28 protein-coding genes, 1 tRNA gene and 2 pseudogenes are annotated in these 26,880 nt (G+C 36.8%); 27 read left to right on the top strand and 4 right to left on the bottom strand.

Translation table 11 applies throughout. The features are described 5' to 3' along the window. Positions 1–129 precede the first annotated feature (129 nt). The 8 genes and pseudogenes from RV15_RS19005 to RV15_RS13960 all read left to right on the top strand — a co-directional run. Positions 130–233: pseudogene (locus tag RV15_RS19005) on the top strand (PTS lactose/cellobiose transporter subunit IIA); the annotation flags it as partial. Position 234: 1 nt separating this feature from the next. Next, positions 235–379 (top strand): annotated as a pseudogene (locus RV15_RS19010) (PTS lactose/cellobiose transporter subunit IIA); the annotation flags it as partial. A 132-nt stretch (positions 380–511) separates the two neighbouring features. Then, the gene (locus RV15_RS13935; protein ID WP_071878629.1) at positions 512–1,966 is read left to right on the top strand and encodes a PTS sugar transporter subunit IIC; all 1,455 of its coding nucleotides are present in this window, start codon (positions 512–514) and stop codon (positions 1,964–1,966) included. 74 nt (positions 1,967–2,040) lie between these two features. Then, positions 2,041–2,259, top strand: coding sequence for a hypothetical protein (locus tag RV15_RS13940; RefSeq protein WP_010764088.1), 219 nt, complete (start codon positions 2,041–2,043; stop codon positions 2,257–2,259). A 21-nt stretch (positions 2,260–2,280) separates the two neighbouring features. Continuing rightward, positions 2,281–2,478 (top strand): DUF3188 domain-containing protein, encoded by a 198-nt coding sequence (locus RV15_RS13945; RefSeq protein ID WP_071878630.1) that lies wholly within the window; start codon positions 2,281–2,283, stop codon positions 2,476–2,478. Beyond that, positions 2,478–2,891, top strand: a complete 414-nt coding sequence (locus RV15_RS13950; RefSeq protein ID WP_069640497.1) for a DUF3284 domain-containing protein — start codon at positions 2,478–2,480, stop codon at positions 2,889–2,891. The genes RV15_RS13945 and RV15_RS13950 overlap by 1 nt, the downstream gene beginning before the upstream one ends. Positions 2,892–3,162: 271 nt before the next feature. Then, positions 3,163–4,566: a PTS sugar transporter subunit IIC gene (locus RV15_RS13955; protein ID WP_071878631.1), complete on the top strand. Its 1,404-nt coding sequence runs from the start codon at positions 3,163–3,165 to the stop codon at positions 4,564–4,566. 181 nt (positions 4,567–4,747) lie between these two features. Further along, the gene (locus RV15_RS13960) at positions 4,748–5,944 is read left to right on the top strand and encodes a GNAT family N-acetyltransferase (RefSeq protein WP_083429193.1); all 1,197 of its coding nucleotides are present in this window, start codon (positions 4,748–4,750) and stop codon (positions 5,942–5,944) included. A gap of 53 nt (positions 5,945–5,997) precedes the next feature. On the opposite strand, the gene RV15_RS18780 is transcribed toward RV15_RS13960, so the two are convergent. Further along, a complete protein-coding gene (locus tag RV15_RS18780; protein WP_167364108.1) occupies positions 5,998–6,144 on the bottom strand; it encodes a hypothetical protein in 147 nt (48 codons plus the stop codon). A 180-nt stretch (positions 6,145–6,324) separates the two neighbouring features. On the opposite strand from RV15_RS18780, the gene RV15_RS19075 reads away from it, so the two are divergent. From RV15_RS19075 to RV15_RS13975, 4 genes are all read left to right on the top strand, one after another. Further along, on the top strand, positions 6,325–6,447 hold the full coding sequence (locus tag RV15_RS19075) for a hypothetical protein (RefSeq protein WP_279614904.1): 123 nt from the start codon (positions 6,325–6,327) through the stop codon (positions 6,445–6,447). Positions 6,448–6,640: 193 nt separating this feature from the next. Then, positions 6,641–6,714: transfer RNA gene (locus tag RV15_RS13965), tRNA-Arg, on the top strand. Between the two features lie 218 nt (positions 6,715–6,932). After that, positions 6,933–7,964, top strand: a complete 1,032-nt coding sequence (locus RV15_RS13970) for an AraC family transcriptional regulator (protein WP_071878632.1) — start codon at positions 6,933–6,935, stop codon at positions 7,962–7,964. A 130-nt stretch (positions 7,965–8,094) separates the two neighbouring features. Beyond that, the gene (locus tag RV15_RS13975; RefSeq protein ID WP_245791384.1) at positions 8,095–10,494 is read left to right on the top strand and encodes a glycoside hydrolase family 3 C-terminal domain-containing protein; all 2,400 of its coding nucleotides are present in this window, start codon (positions 8,095–8,097) and stop codon (positions 10,492–10,494) included. A gap of 173 nt (positions 10,495–10,667) precedes the next feature. Here RV15_RS13975 and RV15_RS13980 read toward each other — a convergent pair whose 3' ends face one another. Both RV15_RS13980 and RV15_RS13985 read right to left on the bottom strand, forming a co-directional pair. After that, entirely contained in the window at positions 10,668–11,318 is a 651-nt protein-coding gene (locus tag RV15_RS13980; RefSeq protein WP_071878633.1) for a uracil-DNA glycosylase, read from the bottom strand. Positions 11,319–11,379: 61 nt separating this feature from the next. Next, positions 11,380–12,618, bottom strand: a complete 1,239-nt coding sequence (locus tag RV15_RS13985; RefSeq protein WP_071878634.1) for an aminopeptidase — start codon at positions 12,616–12,618, stop codon at positions 11,380–11,382. Between the two features lie 254 nt (positions 12,619–12,872). Between RV15_RS13985 and RV15_RS13990 the strand changes: the two genes are divergently transcribed. Continuing rightward, a complete protein-coding gene (locus tag RV15_RS13990; protein ID WP_071878635.1) occupies positions 12,873–13,445 on the top strand; it encodes a TetR/AcrR family transcriptional regulator in 573 nt (190 codons plus the stop codon). Between the two features lie 68 nt (positions 13,446–13,513). Here RV15_RS13990 and RV15_RS13995 read toward each other — a convergent pair whose 3' ends face one another. Next, positions 13,514–13,957, bottom strand: a complete 444-nt coding sequence (locus RV15_RS13995; protein WP_071878636.1) for a flavodoxin — start codon at positions 13,955–13,957, stop codon at positions 13,514–13,516. Between the two features lie 535 nt (positions 13,958–14,492). On the opposite strand from RV15_RS13995, the gene map reads away from it, so the two are divergent. The 14 genes from map (at position 14,493) to RV15_RS14065 (ending at position 26,809) form a co-directional block, all read left to right on the top strand. Further along, positions 14,493–15,257, top strand: a complete 765-nt coding sequence (gene map, locus RV15_RS14000; RefSeq protein WP_071878637.1) for a type I methionyl aminopeptidase — start codon at positions 14,493–14,495, stop codon at positions 15,255–15,257. 113 nt (positions 15,258–15,370) lie between these two features. Beyond that, positions 15,371–16,285, top strand: coding sequence for a YihY/virulence factor BrkB family protein (locus RV15_RS14005; RefSeq protein WP_071878638.1), 915 nt, complete (start codon positions 15,371–15,373; stop codon positions 16,283–16,285). Between the two features lie 131 nt (positions 16,286–16,416). Further along, positions 16,417–17,553: a glycosyltransferase family 4 protein gene (locus tag RV15_RS14010; RefSeq protein WP_071878639.1), complete on the top strand. Its 1,137-nt coding sequence runs from the start codon at positions 16,417–16,419 to the stop codon at positions 17,551–17,553. 289 nt (positions 17,554–17,842) lie between these two features. After that, positions 17,843–18,625, top strand: a complete 783-nt coding sequence (locus tag RV15_RS14015) for a glycosyltransferase family 2 protein (RefSeq protein WP_071878640.1) — start codon at positions 17,843–17,845, stop codon at positions 18,623–18,625. Further along, a complete protein-coding gene (locus tag RV15_RS14020) occupies positions 18,625–19,461 on the top strand; it encodes a glycosyltransferase family 2 protein (protein ID WP_071878641.1) in 837 nt (278 codons plus the stop codon). The genes RV15_RS14015 and RV15_RS14020 overlap by 1 nt, the downstream gene beginning before the upstream one ends. Further along, complete coding sequence (locus RV15_RS14025) at positions 19,462–20,175, top strand: glycosyltransferase family 2 protein (protein ID WP_071878642.1); 714 nt, start codon at positions 19,462–19,464, stop codon at positions 20,173–20,175. It begins immediately after the preceding gene. A 126-nt stretch (positions 20,176–20,301) separates the two neighbouring features. Further along, positions 20,302–21,171, top strand: coding sequence for a glucose-1-phosphate thymidylyltransferase RfbA (gene rfbA / locus RV15_RS14030; RefSeq protein ID WP_071878643.1), 870 nt, complete (start codon positions 20,302–20,304; stop codon positions 21,169–21,171). An 11-nt stretch (positions 21,172–21,182) separates the two neighbouring features. Continuing rightward, positions 21,183–21,755: a dTDP-4-dehydrorhamnose 3,5-epimerase gene (gene rfbC, locus RV15_RS14035; protein ID WP_071878644.1), complete on the top strand. Its 573-nt coding sequence runs from the start codon at positions 21,183–21,185 to the stop codon at positions 21,753–21,755. Positions 21,756–21,779: 24 nt separating this feature from the next. Further along, complete coding sequence (gene rfbB, locus RV15_RS14040; protein ID WP_071878645.1) at positions 21,780–22,808, top strand: dTDP-glucose 4,6-dehydratase; 1,029 nt, start codon at positions 21,780–21,782, stop codon at positions 22,806–22,808. A 187-nt stretch (positions 22,809–22,995) separates the two neighbouring features. Beyond that, positions 22,996–23,838 (top strand): dTDP-4-dehydrorhamnose reductase, encoded by an 843-nt coding sequence (rfbD, locus tag RV15_RS14045; RefSeq protein WP_071878646.1) that lies wholly within the window; start codon positions 22,996–22,998, stop codon positions 23,836–23,838. A 13-nt stretch (positions 23,839–23,851) separates the two neighbouring features. Beyond that, positions 23,852–25,375 (top strand): DUF2142 domain-containing protein, encoded by a 1,524-nt coding sequence (locus tag RV15_RS14050; protein ID WP_071878647.1) that lies wholly within the window; start codon positions 23,852–23,854, stop codon positions 25,373–25,375. 20 nt (positions 25,376–25,395) lie between these two features. Then, entirely contained in the window at positions 25,396–26,124 is a 729-nt protein-coding gene (locus RV15_RS14055) for a glycosyltransferase family 2 protein (protein ID WP_071878648.1), read from the top strand. Continuing rightward, positions 26,124–26,465, top strand: a complete 342-nt coding sequence (locus RV15_RS14060; protein ID WP_071878649.1) for a DUF2304 domain-containing protein — start codon at positions 26,124–26,126, stop codon at positions 26,463–26,465. Before RV15_RS14055 ends, RV15_RS14060 begins: the two co-directional genes overlap by 1 nt. After that, positions 26,465–26,809, top strand: a complete 345-nt coding sequence (locus RV15_RS14065; RefSeq protein WP_071878650.1) for a hypothetical protein — start codon at positions 26,465–26,467, stop codon at positions 26,807–26,809. Before RV15_RS14060 ends, RV15_RS14065 begins: the two co-directional genes overlap by 1 nt. The last annotated feature ends 71 nt before the right edge of the window (positions 26,810–26,880 follow it).

A 26,880-nucleotide genomic window follows, 5' to 3' on the forward strand; every position in this document is an offset into this window, starting at 1 on the left:
CAGATTACGGCATGATGAATGGTGAAAAAGTTTTAGATCAAGCAATTGCTTTGATGGACAAGTAAAAATAAAAAATGAACGGAGCTACAAAACGTGGAAGATCAACAAAATTTAGAAGCGGTTATGGGACTGATTATGTACGGAGGAAATGCTAAAAGCGACGCAATGGAAGCAATCGCGGCAGCGAAAGCAGGAGACTTCGAATTAGCAGATCAAAAAATTGTTGATGCAGANCATGTTAACACAAGAAGCACAAGGAAATCATATCCAAGTGACTTTATTGACAGTCCATAGCCAAGATCATTTGATGACAGCGATTGCTTTTACAGATTTAGCAAAAGAAATCATTGATTTATATCGCCGCATGGACAACGAGTAAGCTATATCATTTTCTTTTTTGAACGGAAGAAAATAGCAGTTAAAGTTTTTTGAACGGAGCTTTAACAACGACATTGTTTTAAGGAGTTTAATCGCTCTTTGAATAAATATTATTTATAGGAGGAATTAAAAAATGGATGGATTAACAGCCTGGATGGAGAAGTACATCTTGCCAGTAGCCGGTAAAATCGGTGCTCAGAAACACTTAGTAGCATTACGTGATGCATTTATCGGTACAATGCCGGCAACAATGGCAGGATCGATCGCAGTAATGATCAACGCGATGATACGTGACCTGCCGCAGCAATTTTTCTCTGATTATGCAGCAAATCTTGCCGCAGATAAAGGTATTTTTGCAGTTATTAATGTTATTATTGGAATCAACGGATTTGTTTGGAATGGGACTTTGGCGATTGCCGGTTTGATTTTTGCCTTTTCTTGGGGGTATAATCTAGCAAGAGCATACAAAGTAAACGACTTAGCTGGTGGTATCGTTGGTTTAGCAACATTGATTCAAGGGATTGCATTTGCTTATTCTAATACTTTAGAAACAGCAGTTCCAAAAGAATTGATGAATACAATCAATGAAAACTCAGCAACAAGTGGTTGGTCAGCAACAGCTGAAGGCTTAACAGCAGGCGGTTGGGGTTGGTTAAAGCTAGACCACTTAAATGGGAATGCATACTTCACAGTTATGATTATGGGTGCTATTTCTGTGATCATCTTCTGTAAATTAATGTTGGCGAATATTACAATCAAAATGCCTGATTCAGTTCCGCCAGCAGTATCAAAAGCTTTCGCTGCGATTTTACCTGCAACGATCGCATTATATGTTATTGCAATTATTAACTTTGTAGTAGGCAAATTAACTGACGGACAATTGATCATCGATCTAGTTCAAAAATATATTGCAGAACCGTTCTTGGGCTTATCTCAAGGTCTAGGTGCAGTATTGATCGTAACAATTTTCGTTCAAATTTTCTGGTTCTTCGGTATTCATGGTCCAAACGTATTGGCACCAGTTTTAGAAGGTATCTGGGGACAAGCACAATTAATCAATATCGATATTTTCCAAAAAGGCTACAAAGGCTTAACTGGTACTCCAGCTGTCTTGAAAGCTATTGACGATGGAAAAGCGTACATGTGGGTTCGTGGTTCATTTGATGCCTTTGCATGGTTTGGTGGATCCGGTGGTACGATCGTCTTGATCATCGCTATCTTGCTATTCTCTAAACGTGCAGATTACCTAACTGTTGGTAAATTATCATTAGGACCTGGTATCTTCAACATTAACGAACCGATCATGTTTGGTTTACCAATCGTATTAAATGCAATCATGTTTGTACCATTCTTAGTAGCACCAGTTGTAGCAACAACAATCGGCTGGTTAGCAACGTACTTCGGATTAGTAGCACCAGTATCACAACAAGTAACGTGGGTTGTGCCGCCAATCTTGCTATCATTCTTAGCAACAGGAGCGGACTGGAGAGCACCAATCGTAACGATCGTATGTATGGTCGTAACATTCCTGATCTGGACACCGTTTGTTATTGCGGCTAACAGAATGGAACCAACTGATTTTGAATAAAAAAACTAAATAGTATGTTGCTTTCACTTCAAACGAGGTGAAAGCAACAGCTTTATTGTTAAGGAGAGGTTAAAATGATCACAATCGCAAGCGCAATGCAACAAGAGGAAATCAAGAACTTACTAGAAAGCTATGACGGTGGCGATTTCACGTACACATTTAAAGAAAAAAAAGGAATCAAATTAGCATTTGACGTAACAGGAGACAAAGAAGAAGCGGCTAAAAAGGCAAAAGAAATCATCAAAGCACAACCTTGGGGCGGTGTCTTGTTCTTCCAAGCAGCTGCAGTTTAAAAAAGATTGGATGGATGTAAGATGGTAAGAAACGGTTTATTTGTATGCAGCATTGGCTTAATTATAATTTTATATGCGCTTAATCCTGCATCAATGCAGTATGATTTGTTAAGTATGACGACAGGTATTTTCTTAGTGGTTGTTGGAGGGTACTTTTTCTTCAAAGGCAGAAAGAAAGAAGAACAAAATAAGAAAGATAGTAACGAGGTGAAAAGATAATGGAAATTATAAAAAAAATGAATATTCCAGCATCTGTTTTTTATGACCAAGTCATGGATTCTGTTTTGTTTGATATACGAAAGCATACGGGCAAAAGTTTAACAAGAAAACAATTAAACAACTTTGAATATGTTAAAGAATTTTCAAAAAATAGCAGAGCACGTATCAAAGTAGAAAAACTTGTTGAAAATACATCTTACCATTTTCGCACATCTACAACAAAAAATGACTTCTTGGTTCAATATGATATCAAACCATTAGATGAAAAGTCTTGTGAGATTCGATATAATGAGAAAATGGAATCATATGGATTTTTACAGAAAATGAACGATGCCGTACTTGGTACAATTTTGATGTTTTTTAAAAAGCGTCAATTTACTAAAATGTTAAAAATGATGGAAGAATCATATTGATGAGAGTGTCATAGAGGCACTCTTTTTTTTTGCCCTTTTTTACACACAAAATACACAGTGTAAGTTGTGTGTAATTAAGCGTGTTAAAGAAAGCGCTTTATAGTCGCTGGTTTTTGGTCTAGATCAATTTGGCATGATTATTGCTTATTATAAGAATGTAAGATTATATTGATACAATATTTAAGAAGGCAGGTTGTTATTGTTTTGGTGTATAAGTCTGATTTAAAAGGTGAACGCTTTTTAAATAAATAAAATATTGGGAGGACAAAAGATGAATGGATTAACTGCGTGGATGGAAAGGTATATTTTACCTGTAGCTGCGAAGATTGGAGCACAAAAGCATTTAGTTGCACTTAGAGATGCGTTTATCGGAATGATGCCAGTTACGATGGCAGGAGCTATTGCGGTGTTGCTAAATGCGTTTATGCGTGATTTTCCTAACACGTATTTAGGTGAAGGGAATGGAATTACTAGTTTCTTTACACCAGTGATTGCGATAAATGGCTTGGTTTGGACGGGTACTTTAGCAATCATGGCTGTTGTTTTTGCCGCATCGCTAGGTTACAACGTTGCAAGAGCTTATGATGTTGATGCGTTATCGGGTATGTTGGTATCATTAGCGGCATTTTTTATTGGTTTACCACAAAGTGCAACAGCAACTGTTACTTTGGCTGAAAAATTGCCAAAAAATATTGCTCAACTGTTTACAGATGCAGGTGCGACTGTCAATACGATTGATGGTGTTTCAGCTGTTGATGCAGCTGCTTGGGGTTATTTCCCATTTAGTAAATACATGGGTGGTACAGGTTTATTTACAGCAATGATTTTTGGGTTTATTTCTGTTATTATATTTGCTAAATTGATTAAGAAAAATATTGTCATTAAAATGCCAGATTCTGTTCCACCAGCAGTTTCCAAAGCATTTGCTGCAATTATTCCAGGGGTAACAGCTTTATATGTTTCAGGATTGATTTATCATGTATTTGAACAATTAACAGGAAAATTATTGATCGACTGGATCTCTGAATCGATTCAAACGCCATTGCTCGGTTTGTCTCAGGGCTACGGAGCTGTTCTTTTAATTGTGTTGTTAGTGCATGTTTTATGGTTCTTCGGACTTCATGGAACGAACATTATGTCACCGGTTTTACAATCGATTTATGGTGTTGCGATGGTTGATAATACTAATGCTTACCAACAAGGACAAGAAATCCCTTATAAATGGGTTGCGGGTTCCTTTGAAGCGTTCGTTTGGCCTGGTGGAGCGGGTGTGACACTGGTCTTGATTATCTCAATCCTGCTTTTATCTAAACGGGCGGATTATAAAACGGTCGGCAAACTTGGCATAGGACCAGGACTATTCAATATTAATGAACCAGTCATGTTTGGGATGCCAGTTGTATTGAATCCGATTATGCTGATCCCATTCATCTTAGCACCGATAGCAACAGCTACGATCGCTTATTTTGCAACAATGGCTGGATTAGTGAATCCTGTTGTTGTAAATGTGATTTGGGTAATGCCAACGATTATTAGTGGGTTCTTAGCAACAGCAGGTGATTGGCGAGCAATTGTTTTAACGATCGTCAATTTGGCTGTGGCATTTATGATTTGGGCACCGTTTGTTATTGCAGCAAATAAAATGGATCCAAATCTAGGTGAGCCAGAAGAATAAGAGGACAATCTTTTTAGCCTTATTTAGTGTAAATGAACATCAGATGATGAGACTAGGATCTGACGTTGGTAGTCAGATCCTAGTCTTTTTTGTCCATTGACAGAGTTCACTTTTTTCTGGACATCGCTCTTCATTGGAGTACAATGAAAAGTAAATCGTTATTTTAGTTAGGGTGGTCACAGTGGAAAAAGAAGTACGTCTTATGGGTGAAGAAAAAATTGATGAGATATTTGATTTAGCAGCATATGCTTTTAATGCTGAGCCAACGGAAGAACGAAAATTACGTTTCAAGACCATGGTTGCTCATTCGTTGAATTATGGGTATTTTTTAGGAAATACCTTAACAAGCCAAATTATTTCTACGCCATTTAAAGTAGCCTTCCACGAAACGAGTTATCAAATGGCTGGCATTGGTTGTGTTTCGTCTTATCCTGAATATCGAGGACAAGGTGGTATTTCAATGATTATGAAACAGCTGTTAACGGAATTAGCTGAAAACAAGGTTGAACTTGCTTACTTAGCGCCGTTTTCATATTCTTTTTATCGAAAATATGGTTTTGAGCAAGTATTTGAGCAAATTAGTTATACAGTTAAGGCAGCAGATTGGCCAAACATGAAAGCAACACCAGGCCAGATGAAACGAGTGACTTATGAAAAAGCCCAAAGTGTCTGTCAGCATATTTATTCTGAGTTATCAAGCAATCAAAGAGGGGCAGTGATTCGGGATGATTGGTGGTTTGGTTATGCATTTGGTCTGGATGATAAGAATCGATTTGCGCTCTATGAAGATGAGTTGGGAAACCCTCTGGGATATTTGATCTATCAATCTAGTGCAGAGCGTTTTGTTATTAAGGAATGGGGCTATGTAACAAATCAAGCCTTTCAATCGCTCGTTCGTTTTATTGGTTCACATAGTGGGTCATCGCGAGAATTTTATTTAGAAACAGGGTTTGATGGCACAAATCTAAGCTATCTGATGTCGTCTCCTTTAGTAGAAATGAAAATCACCCCTTTTATGATGGCCAGAATTGTTGATCTAGCAAGTTTTCTTGGTAAATATCCTTTTACAGAAGGGGATAAAGAAACGTATTATCTTAAAGTTGAAGATGAGTATGGTTCGTGGAACCAAGGAATCTGGGAATTACAAATAACTGAACTGGGTCAGAGTACTGTCAAAAAGCTCGACCAAATTCCTGAATCATTGACAGAAGATGAAGCGATTATCAGCACGATCCAAGTTTTGACACAACTTTTTATGGGGTACCGTACCGGGAGTGAATTATATTTTTATGGAAAAATCACAGGGACAGAAAAGCTGATTCAATCATTGGATCAGCGCTTAGTAAAAGGTAAGCCAATTTTAGCAGATTACTTTTAAAAAAATAGACGAGGTGAGTTGGTTGTTCCAATGCTCACGTCGTCTATTTTAATTTATGCCTTACTTTCGTCATCTTCTATTGTTTCTCCTGAGGGTTCTTCATGATAGTCTTTTAACGCTTCTTTAAAAATTTCTTCTTTTTCCTGTTTATAATTATCTTGGCGTTCAGCAAACACTTTTTCTTTTGGTTTATCAGTCATACCTGTTACCTCTACTTTCTTTTTATTTACCTGAATGGTATGGTTCAACCTTAACATCGATAGATAGACTTTGCGAGTTTTTAGACTGTAAGCAAATGATTAGCGGAACTAGCTAGAAGTCCTTATAATATAAGATAAAGATACGTATAAAAAGTTTAAAATTGAAAGGCAGTGAACAGCATGAGTAAAACAAAAGAAGAAAAAGTCGCAAGAAATGGTAAAATCGGGAAAACATTAGCCGTTGTTGTCGGTGGGCTTTATTTGGTCAAAATGCTGAAAGGCAAAAAGAACGTTAAAAAATAGAAACTATTGGGAAAGCAGTCTTGATTTTTAGGTCAGGATTGCTTTCTTTTTATTTTTCATTGACACTGACTGAAAAGACTTTTAAAATAAGTAGGTAAATGTTCTCGTAGCTCAGTAGGATAGAGCAATCGCCTCCAAAGAAAGGACACATCTGGTTTTTAATCAGTCGGAGGGGAGTATTAAATTTTATTTTGTCCCAGTACCTCAGTAGGATAGAGGGTTCGCCTCCTAAGCGAAACGTCGCAGGTTCGATTCCTGTCTGGGACGTCATAGAAAGTCCGCTGGAAGCCTTTGTAATAACGGTTTTCAGTTTTTTATACATGTTCCTATATAGTACCATTCAATCAAATAGTGTTAAATCTTTGTAGACACTTTTTGTCTATCTATCCCACCAAGTGCTTGTTGTACAAGTTAAGCAATCAATTCAGCAAGGATTATTCACAAGGATATGTTATAGTTTGTAGAAAAAATAAAAGAGGTATGTTATGGAAATAAAGGATAATATCCGTGGGTATCCTAACAAGTCAAATCTTAAGTATAATCGTTTGGGACAAATGTATTTTGATGATCTGCTCTACGTTACAAAATGGACTGTACAACATCATACCCTTCATAGTGAAACACAGTTTGTCTACTTAGAACCTGAACAATTTAATTTTGATAGTTCGACGATAGAATCTTTGAAAACACGCCTCAATCATAACGGATTTCTTCCCGAATACGACGAAATATTAAGTCCGTATCACCGTAATAAACACTTAGAACTTTACTTTGTAACTAAGGGATCATTACGCATTAAGGTTCAAAAAGATTTTTATACGCTGAATACTGGTTCTGCCTTGTTTATTAATTCAAATACAAATCATAGTGATGTCATTTCATTGGAACCTCTAGAGTTGTATATTATTGGCTTTAACGAAAATTTCTTTCATGATAATACACTTCAGGCTATACAAAACACGAAGTTTCGTCATTTTATCAATCAGACTTTCCAAGTGCATAATAAGGATAGTGAAGCGTGGTTTATCGATACTAAAGATGGCGGACAATTTTTGAGACACTACACAGAACTCATGCGTGATGAGCTAACAATACGTACTATAGGATATGCTGACCTGGTTCGAATTGCTGGCCTTCGTATACTGGACAGGTTCTCAAAAGAAACGCCAACGATAGTCAAAGACTCGGGAAGAAACCATAAACTCCTAATATTTCATGAGGTAACTCAATATTTAGATCATTACTATGGTTCTGCTAGTTTGACTGATTTGGCTGATTATTTGAAATTTTCTAAATCCTATTTTAATCGCATAATTAAGGAAGTTTCTGGAAAAACTTATACGGATCTATTACAGGAGGTTCGCATCGAAAAAGCTAAGGAAATGTTACGGAAAACGGATGAGCCGATCATGGAAATTGCCCAGAAAGTCGGCTATACAAACATGACTTATTTTTATGAATTATTTAAATCAATGACGGGTGTTACACCAAAAGAGTATCGTGAAAAGACTATTTAGTGCTTAAAAAGCTAGATAGTCTTTTTTTTTAACTTTCTAAGACAATGACAGGGTATTCAAATCACTCTATAATACTCTTATATCTTGAACTTAACTATTTCAAGATTCAGGTTGAGGAGGATATTGTATCATGACATATGAAATTGATTATCGTACACTTGTTGGAAAAATGACACTTGAGGAAAAAGCATCCCTTATGTCAGGAGAAAATTTTTGGTATTCACAGAGTTTGCCACAATATGGCATCCCAGCGATTATGCTCACAGATGGTCCCCATGGGCTGCGTAAGCAAATTGGTGATGCTGATCACTTAGGGATTAATGGAAGTATTCCAGCAACATGTTTCCCTACTGCAGCGACTATCGCAAATAGCTGGGATGTTGATCTTATTCGTGAAATGGGAGTAGCGCTTGGTACAGAAGCAGCAGCCGAATCTATTAGTGTCGTTTTAGGACCTGGTATGAATATCAAACGGGATCCATTATCAGGGCGTAACTTCGAATATTTTTCAGAGGATCCTTACCTATCTGGTAAACTCTCATCTGCACTGATTCGAGGTATGCAAGAGAAAGGGATTGCGGCGTGTGCGAAACACTTTGCTGTTAACTCTCAAGAGTACTTACGAATGACGATTGATGAAATTGTTGATAAACGTGCATTGCATGAACTTTACCTTGAATCTTTTAGAATGGCTGTCCAAGAGGGAAAGGTAATTTCGATGATGACCTCTTATAATAAAGTCAATGGCACATATACCAATGAGAATGATTATCTTTTAGATACAGTCCTCAAAAAAACATGGGGCTTTGATGGCTTAATTGTCACAGACTGGGGCGGCAATAATGACCGTGTTGCTGGTTTAAAGGCTGGTAACCAACTTGAAATGCCTTCAACTCTTGGTGTTACCGATTTAGAAATCGTAAACGCTGTCCGTTCTGGAGACCTTGAAGAATCGATACTTGACACCCGTGTTTTAGAGTTCTTAAAAGTTGTTGATAAAATTAAGCCATTACCTGCTGAGGCTGCCGATATGGAAGCACATCATGAAAAAGCTGTCGATATTGCAAGTCAGTCGATGGTTCTACTAAAAAACAAAGACAATTGTTTACCTTTAAATTCTAAAACTAAAGTCGCGGTGATCGGCGATTTTGCAGAAACACCTCGTTATCAAGGGGCTGGTAGTTCATCAATCAATGCTTACAAGCTTGATAATCTTTTAAATGCCTTAGATGAAACAGATATTGAGGTCGTGGCTTATGCAAAAGGCTTCGAGCGTTACGGTAATACCAAAAAAGCTGTCTATGATGAAGCTTTACAAGCTGCTGGTCAAGCAGATACGCTCTTAGTCTTCCTAGGTTTAGACGAAAGCTATGAGTCAGAAGGGGTAGATCGTAGTCACCTCAATTTACCACAAGACCAAATTACACTCATCAATCAGTTAACCAAACTCAATAAAAAAATAATCGTATTGCTTGCTGGTGGAGCTGTCATGAGTTTACCATTCATCAATGAAATTGATGCTTGTATCCATACCTATCTTGCTGGACAAGGTGGTGGTAAAGCCCTTGCGAAAATCTTAACGGGTGAAGTGAACCCTTCTGGAAAACTATCCGAGACTTACCCGTTATCATACGAAGAGGTCTCATCGGCTGGTTACTTTCCTGGTAAAGAAGCAATATCAGAACATCGTGAAAGTATTTTTATAGGGTATCGTTATTTTGATACGAAAAAAATACCCGTTCAATTTGAATTTGGTTTCGGTTTATCGTATACAAGCTTCACCTACAATCATGTTATGTTTGAAGATAATCATATAACTTTAGAAGTTACCAATACGGGAGCTGTAGGTGGGAGTGACGTCGTACAAGTCTATGTACATAAAAAAGACTCACCATTAATGCGAGCAGATCAAGAATTGAAAGGCTTTGCGAAAGTTCCTTTGCAAGCGCATGAAAAAAAACGTGTCACCATTGAGCTTTCTGACCACGCCTTCCATTTTTACAATGTAGAAACAGAAAGCTGGGCCATTGAAGAGGGGGCTTATGAAATTCGTGTAGGCAGCAGTTCTCGCACCATTCATCAAGTCATAGAAGTGACTAAAAATGGGATTCAAGCACCTGTAACAATGTGCAATATTCCTAAAAGCTATAAAGAACTCGATATCCATAATATCTCAGACAGTGATTTTGAAGCTTTAGTCGGCTATAAATTACCAGATTCAAATTGGGATCGTAAAGCTCCAGTCAATTTGAATACAAGTATCGTAGAGACAGCCACTAAGGGAGTTGTCGGTAAGTTTGTTAATTGGATAATTCTTCGCATGTATAAGAATAAAATGAAAAAAGGAGAGCCTCATGCGGCGAATGCCATTCTATTGGTACAAAGCATGCCTTTCCGTACATTATCCCGTATGACAGGTGGATCGATTAATGAAGAAATGTTAGCTGGCATGATGATGGCGGTGGATGGTCATTTCTTCAAAGGTACAACAAAAGTTATCAAAAATATACCATCGAAAAAATCAAAGTAAACTTATCTGATTGAGTCTATCGTTCTTAATTTGCTAAGTCATGACACCTCATAAATAAAAAATAGCATTGTTAGATATCAGCTTCGATGATAACTAACAATGCCTGGTTTTTTAGGGGTGTACGCCAAATAATGTGGAGTACAGAGATTGATCCTCAGGTCAACGACCAACACTTAACTCAGATCGATATTCTGCAAATAAGACCCTAAAAATGACCAATCGTGTTCAATAGTAGACTCAAGCTTTTGATTATAAAAAACAGCTGCAGGATGATAGATTGGAAACAGTGTGTAGGTATCACTCGTTGCAGTAAGCTGATTTGTCTCACTTGAGTAAGTCAGAATTGGTAAATGGAGCAATCGTCCATGATAGGTTGAAATCTTAAAATTATTCCCTAAAAGACGTTGCAGACCAATATTGCCCATTGGTACAAGGATTTTAGGCTGGATCGTTTGGATTTCGTAATCTAATAATGGTGCATAAGCCAATACTTCAGCTTTATTAGGTGTTCGATTAGGGTATTTTGTTTCGACGAGACCAGTTTTTTTATTGCGTTGCTGTTTGATACGGAAAGGTCTGCTTCTAACGGCGCTAGTAATGTAGAGATCTTCTCGGTTTAATCCCGCTTGTGCTAACCAACCATCTAGTTTTTTTCCTGATCTACCGCTAAAAGGAATGCTCGTTTTTATTTCAGTTTCCCCAGGAGCTTCTCCGATTAACATCAATACTGCATTCTTAGGACCTTTTCCAGAAAGGAACCCTTCTAGATGATGACCCTGCATTTTTTGTTCAACAGTTTCAACTAATTTTTTAGGATAGTTCATGATGGATGTCTTCTTTCTAAAAAAACGTACTGATTTATTCAATCAGCACGTTTTTTTCTTTTTAAGCCCAATCACCATTACGGAAAATCGGAACACGTGTGCCGTCTTCTCTAATGCCGTCAATATCCATTTGGTCCGATCCAACCATGAAATCAACATGTGTATGACTACGGTTTAGACCAGCTTCTTTTAATTCTTCTTCACTCATCTCAGTTCCGCCTTGTAGATTAAAAGCATACGCTGAGCCGAAAGCTAAGTGATTTGAAGCATTTTCATCAAATAAAGTATTGTAGAAAATGATGCCAGATTGAGAAATCGGTGATGGATCTGGCACTAAAGCAACTTCGCCTAAATGACGTGCGCCTTCGTCTGTTTCAAGTAACTTCGCTAATACTTCTTCACCTTGTTCGGCAGAAAAATCAATGACTTTACCGTCTTTAAAGGTAAATTTCATACCAGAAATAGTTGTACCAGCATAACTTAAGGGTTTAGTGCTAGAAACAACGCCATCAACATGACGGCTATCAGGAGCTGTGAACACTTCTTCTGTCGGCATATTGGCCATAAATTTCTCGCCGCGGGCATTATCACTGCCAGCACCTTCCCATAAATGATTCTTAGGTAAGCCAATCACTAAATCTGTACCTAGTGCTGTATAATGCAAAGCTTTAAATTGTTCGTTGTTTAGTTGATCAGCTTTTGTTGCAAGTTTATGGTCATGGGCTTGCCAAGCAGCAACTGGGTCTGATTCATAGACACGAGTCGTTTTGAAGATTTCATCCCAAAGCGCATCAACTTGCTGATCGCTATCTTTTAATTCAGGGAAGACTTTAGCAGCCCATTCTTTGCCAGCGGCGGCTACGACGGTCCAACTGACTTTGTTGGCTTGCGTTACTTTTCTTAAGTTAGCCAATGCTTTTCCAGAAGCTGATTGAAACGTCGCAACACGATTTGCATCTACACCTGATAATGCATCAGGATTAGCAGATACTACGCTGATTCGGCTGGCACCTTTAGCGATCCAGTCATCGGTTTGATCTATTTTATGTTGAGGAATATTCTCTAAATATTTTTCATCAGCATGCAGTAAAAACTCACGTTGCACGATATCGTCATTCCATTGAACGATCACCTCGCCTGCCCCTAATTTATAAGCTTCTTCTGTAATCAATCGTGCCAAAGGTGCTTGATCCACACTGATTTGTAACACAACGCTTTGTCCTTTTTGAACGTTAACGCCAGTTTCAGCGATCAGTCGTGCATACTTTTTTAATGTCCCGTCAAAATTTGGTAATGTCATAGAATAACCTCCTGATTTTTAATCTTATAATCTTCCATATCATAACACGTAAAGAGTACCAACTCAATCAATCAAGCAGGAACACGTTCTTATTTAATCCAAGAAAAAAACGCTTGAAAGTCCCGTCTAATCAAATAAATAAAAAAATATAAAACGAAGGACTAGTATTTTGCAGAATAAACAAATCGTGTTACAATAACTGTAGTATTTATATGGAAGCGTTGTAAAGGATAGGTAGAGGGGATTGAAAGATTATGGCAAGAAAAAAAACAATTACTAAAGATCAGATTTTAAATGCTGCATACGAAGTAGTGGCCACAGAAGGCTTTTCGAAATTCACCGCACGAAACATTGCAACCAAAATGAAATGCTCAACACAACCTATTTATTTAGAATTCAAGAATATGGATGATTTAAAAGAAGAATTATTTGAAAAGATCCATCAATATTTAGCTAAAGAAGTATTTCCTGTGACGCATACAGGTAATACGATTGTGGATCTCGCTTTAAATTACATTCACTTTGCTAAAAACGAAAGTAAATTATACCGTGCGTTATACTTAGAAGAATACGGTGGCGGAAAAAGAATGCAAGAATTTTCGTACAGTTATTTTTCAAATGCAGTCAAACAAGACCCTGATTATAAGAAATTAAAAGATACTGAAATCAATTCTCTTCATATGGGAACTTGGATCGTTGCAACAGGGATTGCAGCATTGATGACTTCCGGCATTATTCGTCCAACGGACCAACAAATCGAACGCTTGATGAAAGAAGCGATCGATCAAATATTAGAGCGGAATGAACCAATTGATATTGATAGCTAAACTGACTAGAAGAAGAGGCTGTAACAACACTCATTGAGTATTGTTACAGCCTCTAGTTATTCAAGTGTCTACTTTACAGCTTCTGCTAATTTTTTAGCAAAGGCTTCTAGGTTTTGAATATCTTCTTCTTCCGCAGCAAGATCGACTTTTACACTATCTGCTCCTTTTGTTGCACCGATTTTTGTAAAAACAGCATCAAAGTCATCCACTGACTTACAAAATTCATCATAGAACGTATCCCCAGAACCACAGACGCCATACGTTTTGCCTGATAGATCGATCTCTTGTAATTCCTCATAGAAATCTACAATTTCGTCAGGTAATTCACCGTCACCATATGTATAGGTTGCAATAACACAGATGTCAGCATCTTCAAAATCTTCTGGATCAACTTGTGTACATTCGTTGATTTCAACTTCAATATCTAAATTTTCTAAAGCTTCAGCAACGATATCTGCGATTTCTTCTGTATTTCCAGTCATGCTTGCATAAACGATTTTAGCTAAGGTCATTAGATTTCCTCCTTCAAATTGTACAATCTTGATTATATCAGAAGAATGAAGGTCATGTAAAACACAAAAATAAGATTAGAAGAGAAGTACAGCTTCTCTTTTTATTGCTTTTGTATCAGTGTTTTTTGCGGAAATGAGCGTGAAAAAGGCATGGAATGTATTTTTAACAACTACTTTTCAGTGAAATTTTCATAAATTATGATAAAATACTCTTATATAAAGATTATCTAGCTCCTTAGGCTAGTTACTATGCACTGCTCTGATCTCATTGTTGTACAGCATGAAGAACAAGGTGATTCAATGCTGCACAATACAAGGTGTCTAAAGATACGTTGCTTCTTTTACTCTTTAAGAGCTAAAGCTCTAAAGAGTGAAGGGTTATGAAGAAAGATAAAATATGTTCGTGGCAAAAAGTGTCACAAACATATTGCCTATTTTTCTATGAGAGTGAACGAGCCCACTGCGCTTTACATGATCTAGCTTTAAGGCTGATCAAGCTATTTTAGCTTTTAAATTTTTAGGAGGACGATATTAAATGATTACATTAAAATCACCAAGAGAAATTGAAATGATGGATGAATCTGGAGAATTATTGGCAGATGTGCATCGTCATTTACGTACGTTTATCAAACCAGGTGTTACAAGCTGGGATATTGAAGTATTTGTGAGAGACTTTATTGAAAGCCATGGTGGAATAGCCGCACAGATTGGTTTTGAAGACTATAAATATGCAACTTGCTGCAGTATCAATGATGAAATCTGTCATGGCTTTCCTCGTAAAAAGCCGTTAAAAGACGGCGATTTGATCAAAGTTGACATGTGTATTGATTTAAAAGGCGCAGTATCAGATTCTTGTTGGGCTTATGTGGTAGGCAAATCAACGCCAGAATTAGATCATTTAATGGAAGTGACAAGAAAAGCCTTGTACCTAGGAATCGAACAAGCGCAAGTAGGCAATCGCATTGGGGATATCGGGCATGCGATTCAAACGTATGTTGAAAGTGAAAATTTATCTGTTGTAAGAGATTTTGTAGGTCATGGAATTGGACCAACGATTCATGAAAGCCCAGTTATTCCTCACTATGGTGAAGCTGGTAAAGGGTTGCGTTTAAAAGAAGGAATGGTCATTACCATCGAACCGATGGTCAACACGGGAACTTGGCGTATGAAGATGGACCCAAATGGCTGGACAGCTTACACTTTAGATGGCGGCCTCAGTTGTCAATTTGAACACACTTTGGCGATCACTAAAGAAGGTCCAAAAATTTTGACTTCTCAAGGTGAAGAATTGACATATTAATCCAAGAGTAAAGTTTATAGTTTTAGAAGGAAGCAATGTGGTATTTGGCTGCTTGTACTGACTAAACGATCAGAGTCAAAGACTGCTATTAATTAAAGTTAGAGGAGAATCTTATGAAACTGATGGACAAAGTAAAAAGCAATGAAAAATTAATGCGTTTCATTGAAACGACCCAACATCGAATGATAGATTCAGAGATTGGAAATACGTCAGTCGTTGTGGCTTACTATTTACTTTTGTCCTTATTTCCTCTACTGATTGCGGTAGGGAATATCCTGCCGTACTTACATATTGACCCAAATGATGTGCTACCTTATATTGCTGAGGCAATTCCCAAGGCGATTTTTAACGACTTAAAACCGGCGATCCAGTCATTGCTGACACAGCGCTCTGGCAGCTTACTTTCGATTTCTGCGCTAGCTGCTTTATGGAGTGCTAGCCAAAGTATCAATGCTTTGCAAACGGCGATGAATAAAGCTTTTGGTGTTGAGCAACGTAAAAATTTTATTATTGTCCGACTGATGTCACTGTTTGTAATTCTTTTATTTTTAACAGCCATCGTAGGTGTGGTCGGTGTTTTAGGTTTGGGTAAAACGATTTTAGATTTGCTGCAGCCCGTTCTCCATTTTTCAACGGACTTTATTGATACCTTTCAAGCCTTGAAATGGCCGATCACTACATTGGTACTGCTAGTGATCATGTGTTTGATTTATCGGGTTGTTCCAAATGCAAAACTGACCTTTCGTTCAATTATTCCAGGTGCCATCTTTGCGACCATAGGCTGGATGTTATTGTCACAGGTCTTTGGGCTTTATATCAAGTACTTCAGCTCAAAGATTGCCAGCTATCAAATTATAGGAAGTTTTATTGTGCTAATGCTGTGGCTTAATTTTGCCGCAACAATCATTATTTTAGGTGGTATCATCAATGCTGTTGTTAAAGAATACATCTCAAATGAAAAAATTCAGCATCGTTACGGATTGCTCAATAGGCTAATAGATAAAATAAAAGAAAAATTAAAGAAATAAAGCGAATACTTATAATTCAATAAACGAGTGGAGCTTGTGCGGCGTTCCCTTAGTGGAAACACCTGTTCCAACTTGTAAATATGGAATGATTCGGTATAATATACGATGTACATTAAGAAAGTAGGTTCATCATGTCGATGTTTATTTATGAAATTTTTATCCGTCTATTTTTGACGTTTATTTTATCGCTGATCGTAACGCCAATTATTAAATTATTGGCCTTTAGAATAGGAGCCTATGATGCACCGGGCGAAAGAAGAGTAAATACGAAAAATATGCCTACAGCTGGTGGATTGGGGATTTATTTTGTCTTTTCGTTCTCTTGTTTAGTCATATTTCAGTCAATCATCCCAATCGATTATATTTGGCCAATTATTTTAGCGGCAGGAATCGTAGTTGCAACTGGCTTGATTGATGATATTTATGAACTGTCACCAAAGAAAAAAACACTTGGGATTTTGCTTGGGGCGTTAGTTATTTATTTTGTAGCTGGTATTAGAATCGATATTGTCACATTACCGTTTTTTGGTCATATTGATTTACGTTGGCTTAGTTTGCCTTTAACGTTATTCTGGATATTTGCTATTACGAATGCCATTAATTTGATTGATGGTTTGGATGGACTTGCTTCAGGTGTTTCCATTATCAGTTTAGCAACAATCGGTGTGATTGGTTATTTTTTTCTTCATGCCAAAACGGTTTTTATTCCTATTGTGATTTTTGTCTTAGTTGCAAGTATCGCAGGATTTTTTCCATATAATTTTTATCCAGCTAAGATTTTTTTAGGAGATACCGGCGCTTTATTTCTAGGGTTTATGATTGCGGTGATGTCGTTGCAAGGGTTGAAAAATGCTACCTTTATTACAGTGATCACGCCGATGATTATTTTAGGTGTGCCAATTACAGATACTGTCTATGCGATCATTCGACGCTTGATGAACAAACGTCCGATTTCATCAGCCGATAAGATGCATTTGCATCATCGCTTGTTGTCGCTTGGATTTACGCACAAAGGTGCAGTGATGACGATTTATGGGCTGGCATTGGTGTTTTCATTTGTTGCATTGTTGTTTAGCTATGCAAGCAACGTTGCGTCGATTCTACTGATTGTTTTTAGTGCAATCGGGCTAGAGTTATTTATTGAAATGATCGGATTGGTTGGAGAGAACCATCAGCCTTTGATGTACATCTTACGTATGTTTGGTAACCGTGAGTTTCGCCATCAACAATTGGAAAAACGACTAGGTAAACATTCTAAAAAAAAGTAAATAATCAATGAGAATCTTTGCTGGAATTTTAAGCTGTGTTATAATTCATTGATTGAGTAAAATGAGAGAGCGGGACAAAACTCAGTTAGTTTTGCTCCGCTTTCCTAGAATTCATGGGAATCAGCTTTTAAATCATAGTTAATGATTTTTTACATAATGAACTATTTATGGAAAAGCAGAGCCAATAATATTACTCAATTGAAGCAGTTACGGTTCTACTTTGAGCGAGGATAAGTTAGTTTAGAGAAGTGCTAGCTTGATTTTTCTTATTTTAATGAGGTGCAAAAATATGAATGATAGAATAACGATTTCCATTGTTACTCACAATAGCCGTCATATTTTTGATGTGCTTGATAATTTAAAAACTGAATTAGGTCTGGCATCAAATTATGAGATACATATATTTGACAATGCTTCACAGACAAATTATATAGAACAACTTGAAAGCTATGGCTCATTTATCACCTTGCATACTTCTGCTGAAAACAAAGGCTTTGGTTATGGACACAATCAAGTGCTGACAAAGGTCTCTACACGTTATGCTGTCATTTTTAATCCTGATGTTTTGATTACAAAAGAAGCACTAGATAACGTGGTTCAGCGAATGAGAGAAGATGGGCAGTTGGCAGCAGTTTGTCCCAAAGTGTTGAATTCAGATGGAACGACACAATATTTAGTACGCCAAAAACTGGACGTATTTGATTACATGTTGCGTTTTGTCCCTTTTCAAGCTATCAAAAAGCTGTTTGATAAGCGCTTGAGTTATTATGAGTGTCGAGACTTGCCAGATAACCAAACATCCTATATCAAAATGGGCTCAGGTTGTTTTATGGTAATTGATATCGACAAATTCAACCAAATTGGCGGCTTTGATGAACGCTTTTTCATGTATTTTGAAGATAATGACTTGTGCTTAAGATTTGGGAAAGCGGGCTACAAGATTTTATATACCCCTTTTGAAACAGTGATTCATTTGTATGAAAAAGGTGCACATAAAAGCAAGAAACTATTTAAAATATTTTTACAATCAATGATTAAATTTTTTAATAAATGGGGCTGGAGGTTTTTCTAGTGGAGAATAAGTTGATTATCACGATTGTCATGTATCAAACTGAATTCTCGCAAACCCCTAGTTATGATTATCTAAAAAGAATAATGACAGGTAAGAAGTCTGCCTACTTGCTTGTTTATGATAACAGTAAAAAAGCTCAGGAGGATGAGTTGTTTTGTCGAGAGAATGTTCGTTATATTCATGATGAAACGAATCCAGGACTGGCTGAAGCTTACAACGCTGGAAGTCAATATTTACAAGAACTGCAGGGGGATTTACTGCTATTGCTGGATCAAGATACACTGATTGATGAAGCGTATCTTGAGACATTGTTAGGATTAGAACTTGTCGAAGAAATCGGTGCGTATGTTCCGATTATTAGTTCTCATGGACGACAAATTTCTCCAGTATTCTCAGATCGATATGTTGGAGGGAAATCAGAGCTGCCGGAATCAGGCGTCTATTCACAAAGAATCATGAGCATTAATTCTGGAACTGCGATTCCTCAAAAGACGATCCAAAGTATTGGTCAATTTAGTCTTGATTTTCCCTTGGATTTTTTGGATCATTGGTTGTTTTGGCGTATCCATCAGCTTGGTAAAAAAGTCTATGTGTTGGATCATCACTTGGCTCATGATCTTTCGGTTTTAGATTATCGAACGATAGATAGTAAAAGATATGATTCGATCATTCAGGGAGAAACATTGTTTTATCAAAAATACGATCAGGATAAGTTTTATACTCACAGAAGACATCTACTGCTAAGAACACTTAAACAATTTTTACGTGTCAAGAACCGAAAAATTTGGCGCCGGACGTTTTTAGAGTACCGATCACTACTAATGAAAGGAAAATAAATGATTTCAGTTTGTCTTGCTACTTATAATGGAGAAAAGTATTTAGAAGAACAGCTTGCGAGTATTTTACCTCAGCTGGGGTCTGATGATGAGTTGATTATATCGGATGATGGGTCGACAGACGAGACTTTAGCTATTATTGAAAGGTATGCGGATCAAGATCAGCGGATAAAATTTTTTACAGGACCAGGTCAAGGTGTAATCGCTAATTTTGCATTTGCGATCAACCAAAGTCAGGAAGAATATATTTTTTTAGCAGATCAAGATGATGTCTGGCTTCCTGAAAAAGTTCAAACTACTTTGGATTATTTTCAAACGCATCCGGAAATCGAGCTAGTGATTAGCGATCTAGTGATTGTCAATGAGCAGCTAGAGGTGATAGAGCCTTCTTATTTTGACTATCGAAATGTAAAACTCGGTTTTTTTCATAACATCGTCAAAAACAAATATATCGGCGCTGGCATGGCTTTTCGTAGTAGCCTAAAAATACGGATATTGCCGATTCCGTCAAAAGTTCCGATGCACGATATGTGGATCGGGTTGATCGCAGCATATAGAAACAAAAGTGCGTTGATAACACAGCCGCTCACGCTATACCGTAGACATGACAACAATGCGAGCGAAATCAATACAAAAGCTAGTTTTTTTCAACAGTTGAAATGGCGTTGTGCAATTAGCTATGTACTTTTCAAAAGAATATTTTTTCATGCGTGAGAAACAGCTACTTTACAGTTTTGTAAAATATTCTTAAAATGAATGACAATCATTGCTAATAATGCAATAATAACCTTTAGTGATGTTAGTAAATAATAAAAATAAATTAGTATAAGGAGTTTTTTCATGAAAGGGATTATCTTAGCTGGAGGAAGTGGAACCAGACTATATCCGTTAACGAAAGCCACATCAAAACAATTAATGCCTATCTACGACAAACCAATGATTTATTATCCAATGTCTACGTTGATGTTGGCGGGGATCAAAGAAATTTTGATTATTTCTACACCCGATGATACGCCGCGCTTTGAAAATTTGTTTGGCGATGGAAAAGATCTAGGTATTCATATTGAATATGCAGTTCAAGAAAGTCCGGATGGCCTTGCACAAGCCTTTATCATAGGAGAAAAATTTATCGGTGATGATAGCGTTTGTCTTGTTTTAGGTGATAATATTTATTATGGCGGCGGTCTCTCTAACATGTTACAGCGAGCAGCTGCAAAAGAAAACGGAGCAACTGTTTTCGGCTATCATGTAAATGATCCAGAGCGTTTTGGGGTAGTTGAGTTCGACGACCAAATGCGTGCTCTTTCAATTGAAGAAAAACCTGAACAACCGAAATCAAATTATGCTGTTACTGGTCTATATTTTTATGATAACGATGTAATTGAGATTGCTAAAAACATCAAACCATCTGATCGTGGTGAACTAGAGATCACAGATGTAAATAAAGTCTACTTAGAAAAAAATAAATTATCTGTTGAATTGATGGGACGCGGCTATGCGTGGTTAGATACTGGAACACACGAATCGCTTTTAGAAGCGTCAACATTTATTGAAACAATCGAGAAACGTCAAAACTTAAAAGTAGCTTGTTTAGAAGAAATTGCGTATCGAATGAGTTATATCACAAAAGAGCAATTGATTGAACTTGCGCAACCATTGAAGAAAAATGGGTATGGACAATATTTATTAAGATTGGCAGAAACAGACTAGGGGCGAATAGAATGAAAGTTATTGACACAAAATTGCAAGATGTAAAAATCATTGAAATGGACGTATTTGGCGATCACCGCGGCTTTTTTACTGAAAGCTATTCTAAAGAAAAATTTGCTGAACAAGGATTGGATTTTGACTTTGTACAAGATAATCATTCTCTTTCAAGTGAAGCGGGTGTATTGCGTGGCTTGCATTTTCAAAAAGGCGAAGCAGCTCAAACAAAACTGATCCGCGTTGTAACTGGTGCAGTATTAGATGTGATTGTTGATATCCGTAAAGGCAGTCCAACTTATGGTCAATGGGAAGGTTATATTTTGTCCGAACATAACCATCGTCAATTATTGGTACCTAAAGGCTATGCGCATGGTTTTGTAACGTTGACACCAAATGTTAATTTTATGTATAAGTGTGATAATTATTATAATGCACCTGCAGATGGCGGGATTGCTTTTGATGATTCAGATTTAGCGATTGAGTGGCCGATTGATATTAAAAAAGCCATTACGTCTGAAAAAGATAAAAAGCACCCAACATTAAAAGAATTTGAATCTGAGAATTCTTTTGTTTATGGTGAAATCTAAAAAAATTTAGGAGCGATCTTGAAGATGAAAAACATCATTGTTACTGGTGGAGCTGGCTTCATCGGATCAAACTTTGTTCATTATGTAGTGAACAATCATCCAGAAGTCCATGTCACTGTATTAGATAAATTAACGTATGCAGGGAATAAAAAAAATCTTGAAGGACTACCAACAGACCGTGTTGAATTAGTTGTCGGTGATATCGCAGACGCTGAATTAGTCGATCGTTTAGTTCAACAGACGGATGCAGTTGTTCATTATGCGGCAGAATCTCATAACGATAATTCGTTGAATGATCCATTTCCGTTTGTCCAAACAAATATTATCGGCACATACACTTTAATTGAAGCTTGTCGTAAACATGATGTGCGTTACCATCATGTTTCGACTGATGAAGTCTATGGTGATTTACCATTGCGCGAGGATTTACCAGGACATGGTGAAGGTGAAGGGGAAAAATTCACTGCTGAAACACCGTATAACCCATCTAGTCCTTACTCGTCAACAAAAGCAGGTTCAGACTTATTAGTAAAAGCTTGGGGACGTTCATTTGGCCTAAAAGCAACGATTTCTAATTGTTCTAATAATTATGGTCCATATCAACATATTGAAAAATTCATTCCGCGCCAAATTACCAACGTATTAAGCGGAATTACGCCTAAATTATATGGTGCAGGTAAAAATGTTAGAGACTGGATTCACACAAATGATCACTCATCAGCTGTTTGGACGATCCTAACTAAAGGGGAACTCGGTGAAACTTATTTAATCGGGGCAGACGGGGAAGAAGATAATAAAGCCGTAATGGAATTGATTTTAGAATTGATGGGTCAACCAAAAGATGCATACGAACACGTAAATGATCGTCCTGGTCACGATCTACGTTATGCAATCGATTCTTCAAAATTGAGAGAAGAATTAGGTTGGACGCCGGAATTTACTAATTTCCGTGATGGCTTAGCAGATACGATTAAATGGTACACTGAAAACTCAGGTTGGTGGGAAGCAGATAAAGCCGCTGTAGAAGCCAATTATGCGAAAAACGGTCAATAAATAGATATCATAATTTAGGGTATCTTACAGCAGATTTTAACTGAGTACGATTAAAATAGCGAATTATTGAGCGTGGAACAAAACTAAACATTGGTTTTGCTCCACGCTCAAAATACGAATCGGCAGCAAAGAAAAGAAGCATAGTGAATATTGTCTTAGCTTCTTTGTCTTGAAGGAGGAAAAAAGAATGATACTTTTAACTGGCGGTAATGGACAACTAGGCTCAGAGTTACGTCATTTGTTAGACGAGCAAGGAGCGGAATACGTTTCCACAGATTCAAAAGAATTAGATATTACAGATGCAGAGAAAACAATGGCTTATATCACGAAATTGAATCCTGATGTGATTTATCATTGCGCCGCGTATACAGCTGTGGATAAAGCAGAAGACGAAGGTAAAGAATTAGATGAGAAGATCAATGTGGATGGCACACGTAATGTAGCTGTTGCGGCTAAAGCGGTAGATGCAACCCTAGTTTATATTAGTACAGATTATGTATTTGACGGAACTAAAAAAAATGAAATGTATAAGACTGATGATCAAACAAATCCTCAAAACGAATACGGGCGAACCAAATTATTGGGTGAACAAATTGTTCAGGAAGTCATGGAAAAATATTACATCATCCGTACTTCATGGGTGTTTGGGCAATATGGGCATAACTTTGTTTTCACCATGCAAAAATTAGCAGAAACTCGTGATCAATTGACAGTTGTTGATGATCAGTTTGGTCGTCCGACTTGGACTAGAACATTGGCTGAGTTCATGGTTTTTGTTATAAAAGAAAAGGTTCCTTATGGTATCTATCATCTATCAAATGATAATAGTTGTAATTGGTATGAATTTGCCAAAGAGATCTTAAAAAATACAGAGGTAGAAGTTTTACCAGTCGATTCAAGTAAGTTTCCACAAAAAGCGACTCGCCCTAAATATTCTGTGATGGACCTTAGTAAGACGAAAGAGCTAGGCTTTGAAATTCCGACTTGGGAGAAAGCGTTGGAAGAGATGTTGAGTAGTATTAAAAAATAGGAGGAACGTAATTTTGGTTGGGGGAGAAAAATATCTAGGGTGGTTCAAGGTAGTATTTAAACAAAGATGGAAGTATTTGCTAGCGCTGTTAATAATCTTTACAGTATTTACGCTGTATTTTTTTCAATTTTCTGCTATTCCTAAAAAAATAATTTTATTGACAGGGGTGCTTAGTGGGCTAGGTATTTTATTGATTGGGAAAAACCTAGCAAAAAGTACATTTTGGATTATTCTACTGATGGGAACATTGTTCACGTTCATCACACCAGTGTTAGACACTCCGGATGAACATGCGCATTTTTCACGAGCAGTGTACTTATCTGAAGGGCACTTTGGCATGAGTGATAAGGCCGACGAACTTAAAATTTCTAAGGATTTTAAAGTAGTGCTAGATCGTGTCCATCATAATTATTACAACGATTTAAAACAGCAGCGTCACACAAAGAAACAAAATGAAGAACCAATTATTTCGCTAACGGCAACCTACTCATTTATTAGCTACGTACCACAAGCTATTGGCTGGTCAATAGGTAAGCTACTGAACCTTAATCTATATTGGAGTTTTTATTTAGGTCGCTTGGTCAATTTGATTGCTTACGCGATTTTGTCTTATTTCGCTATAAAAAATGTAAAAAAATTCAAGGTTCCAATGGCTGTCGTTACAACGTTACCAATGGTGGTATATCTGGCTGCATCTTATAACCAAGATGGGGTTTCGTACGGATTAGTATTCTTAGCATTGTCTTTATTTATTAATTTTATTACAAATGAAGCAAAAATAGAAGCGAAGGAAATAGGGGTGTTTTTACTGCTATGTGGTATTTTAGCCACCTGTAAATTACCTTATGTCATGTTAGCTGGGATATTGATTTTTATTAAACCAAGTCAATATAAAAATAGAAAAACATATCTGTTCGCTTGGGGTGCTGTGATTTTAGCAGCAATCATTGCCTTACTTTGGTATTATTATTATACGACATTTACACCAGCAAATAGAGTGTCAGAAAAAGATCCAACTGAACAATTGAAATTTATGGTACACAATGTTCCAACAGCAATTAAGTTGATGTTTTCTGGAATAGTAGATTCAATTAGTAAGTATCACGAGTTGTTTACTTTTGGCTGGTTTTCTTATGGATCTCCACATATTTGGTTTATGTATTTAGTTTATATGGGCGGGTTGTTTGTCTTTTATCCATTAGAGATAAAAGCAAAGTATTATTTGAATACATTAGGATCTGCAGTCGTTATGTTAGGAATCATTTTTGCGATTAATTTAAGTCAGTATTTGACTTGGACACCAGTCGGGTTAGGAACTGTAGAAGGTGTACAAGGAAGATATTATATAGGATTGCTTGTTTTGTTACCGATCTTTGTGAATAGTTCAAAACTTTTTTATCCTCAAACAGAATTAAGCGAACAAAGAGAGTTAATGAAAAAGTTAGAATATGCGCAAAATATTTGGGTTTTATCTATAGCAACGTATTTCTTAATGACAATGATATTACTCACTTTAGGAAATTATTATAGAGGCTAAATATAAAGGAGTAAGATGAATTGAAAATATTATTGATTATACCTGCATACAATGAAGAAGAAAATATTTTAAATACAATAATGTCTATTGAACATTTTAAAAAAGAGAATAGTCATAACTATCCTTATATCATTGATTATGTTGTAATCAATGATGGCTCAACGGATAGAACACAAGCTATTTTAGATGAAAATGAAATCAACTCGGTTCAATTGGTTATGAACTTGGGGATCGGTGGAGCTGTCCAAACAGGGTATCGATATGCGGAAGAAAATGATTACGATATTGCTGTGCAGTTCGATGGGGATGGGCAGCATGATATCAACAGTTTAGATTTTGTCGTACAGCCGATAATAAAAAAAGAAACTGATTTCGTCATTGGTTCTAGGTTTTTACCAAATGAAAAAGCTGATTTTCAAACAACATTCATGCGTCGTGTTGGCATCAAAATCCTTTCCTTTTTGATTTATTTATCATCTGGGAAAAAGATTTACGATGTGACTTCGGGATATCGTGCCTGTAATAAAGACATCATCGCTTATTTTTCAAAAACATATCCGACGAGTTATCCTGAACCTGAATCAACTGTTCACTTGCTTAAAAAGAAATTCAGCATTAAAGAAGTTGCTGTTAATATGATGGAAAGATCGGGTGGACAATCATCGATTCGTTCATTTACTTCGGTCAAGTATATGGTTGAGGTAAGTATTGCAATTATTGTTTCAGGTTTTATGCGGGAGGGAGACTAATGAGTTCGATTTTAAGAATTGAAATGCTGATCTTTTCGCTACTTTTTTTTGTTTATATTATTCGCTCGATCAATAAGAATATTTTCTTGCTAAAAAATGCCATTAGATGGTTGTTTATATCTGCTGGGTTAGTACTCTTTGCTATTTTTCCTAAGCTAGCAGAGTGGTTAGGTGAACATCTGGGGTTTGAAACAACCTCAAATTTCTTATTGATTGCAGCAATCTTTGTCTTGCTGTTTATTGAAATCAAAAATTCTGCCTTGTTGTCAAAGCAGCAAACGCAAATAAAACTGTTAATCCAAGAACTTTCACTATTGAAAGATAAAAAGGAGAAAAAATAATGTTCTTATTCTTAGTATATGTCGTTTTATCAACTTCAGGCTTGATTTTGGTAAAGTTAGGTTCCCAAGCAAACTCAATTCAGATCACAAATGCTATTTTTTCCTTTTCGATGTCTTTTACAACAATCATCGGTTTTTTATGCTACATGTTTAGTTTTGTTTTATGGATGGTGATTATTAGTAAGTCAGAAGTATCTTATATTGTTCCAATGGGTGTGGCCTTTACGAATATAGCTGTATTAATAGGCTCTAAACTTATTTTACAAGAACAAGTTTCCCTTGGAACTGTGATCGGCACGGGCGTCATTATTCTGGGGATTGTTATTATCCAGTTGGCTAAATAAAAGCCACTAAAATCAACCTTTACTCTCTAAATCTTAAGAAAATACTTACATAACTTGAAAAAAATGCGTAT

The organism is Enterococcus silesiacus, assembly GCF_001886225.1.
Taxonomy (GTDB): Bacteria; Bacillota; Bacilli; order Lactobacillales; family Enterococcaceae; genus Enterococcus_L; species Enterococcus_L silesiacus.

Coding starts and splice junctions, on each gene's coding strand:
- RV15_RS13955 (WP_071878631.1), top strand. CDS start 3,163: ATGAATGGATTAACTGCGTGGATGGAAAGGTATATTTTACCTGTAGCT.
- RV15_RS14025 (WP_071878642.1), top strand. CDS start 19,462: ATGATTTCAGTTTGTCTTGCTACTTATAATGGAGAAAAGTATTTAGAA.
- RV15_RS19075 (WP_279614904.1), top strand. CDS start 6,325: ATGAGTAAAACAAAAGAAGAAAAAGTCGCAAGAAATGGTAAAATCGGG.
- RV15_RS13970 (WP_071878632.1), top strand. CDS start 6,933: ATGGAAATAAAGGATAATATCCGTGGGTATCCTAACAAGTCAAATCTT.
- RV15_RS13990 (WP_071878635.1), top strand. CDS start 12,873: ATGGCAAGAAAAAAAACAATTACTAAAGATCAGATTTTAAATGCTGCA.
- rfbD (WP_071878646.1), top strand. CDS start 22,996: ATGATACTTTTAACTGGCGGTAATGGACAACTAGGCTCAGAGTTACGT.
- RV15_RS13995 (WP_071878636.1), bottom strand. CDS start 13,957: ATGACCTTAGCTAAAATCGTTTATGCAAGCATGACTGGAAATACAGAA.
- rfbA (WP_071878643.1), top strand. CDS start 20,302: ATGAAAGGGATTATCTTAGCTGGAGGAAGTGGAACCAGACTATATCCG.
- RV15_RS13940 (WP_010764088.1), top strand. CDS start 2,041: ATGATCACAATCGCAAGCGCAATGCAACAAGAGGAAATCAAGAACTTA.
- RV15_RS14005 (WP_071878638.1), top strand. CDS start 15,371: ATGAAACTGATGGACAAAGTAAAAAGCAATGAAAAATTAATGCGTTTC.
- RV15_RS18780 (WP_167364108.1), bottom strand. CDS start 6,144: ATGACTGATAAACCAAAAGAAAAAGTGTTTGCTGAACGCCAAGATAAT.
- RV15_RS13950 (WP_069640497.1), top strand. CDS start 2,478: ATGGAAATTATAAAAAAAATGAATATTCCAGCATCTGTTTTTTATGAC.
- RV15_RS14015 (WP_071878640.1), top strand. CDS start 17,843: ATGAATGATAGAATAACGATTTCCATTGTTACTCACAATAGCCGTCAT.
- RV15_RS14060 (WP_071878649.1), top strand. CDS start 26,124: ATGAGTTCGATTTTAAGAATTGAAATGCTGATCTTTTCGCTACTTTTT.
- RV15_RS14065 (WP_071878650.1), top strand. CDS start 26,465: ATGTTCTTATTCTTAGTATATGTCGTTTTATCAACTTCAGGCTTGATT.
- RV15_RS13980 (WP_071878633.1), bottom strand. CDS start 11,318: ATGAACTATCCTAAAAAATTAGTTGAAACTGTTGAACAAAAAATGCAG.
- RV15_RS13945 (WP_071878630.1), top strand. CDS start 2,281: ATGGTAAGAAACGGTTTATTTGTATGCAGCATTGGCTTAATTATAATT.
- RV15_RS13935 (WP_071878629.1), top strand. CDS start 512: ATGGATGGATTAACAGCCTGGATGGAGAAGTACATCTTGCCAGTAGCC.
- map (WP_071878637.1), top strand. CDS start 14,493: ATGATTACATTAAAATCACCAAGAGAAATTGAAATGATGGATGAATCT.
- rfbC (WP_071878644.1), top strand. CDS start 21,183: ATGAAAGTTATTGACACAAAATTGCAAGATGTAAAAATCATTGAAATG.
- rfbB (WP_071878645.1), top strand. CDS start 21,780: ATGAAAAACATCATTGTTACTGGTGGAGCTGGCTTCATCGGATCAAAC.
- RV15_RS13975 (WP_245791384.1), top strand. CDS start 8,095: ATGACATATGAAATTGATTATCGTACACTTGTTGGAAAAATGACACTT.
- RV15_RS14010 (WP_071878639.1), top strand. CDS start 16,417: ATGTCGATGTTTATTTATGAAATTTTTATCCGTCTATTTTTGACGTTT.
- RV15_RS13985 (WP_071878634.1), bottom strand. CDS start 12,618: ATGACATTACCAAATTTTGACGGGACATTAAAAAAGTATGCACGACTG.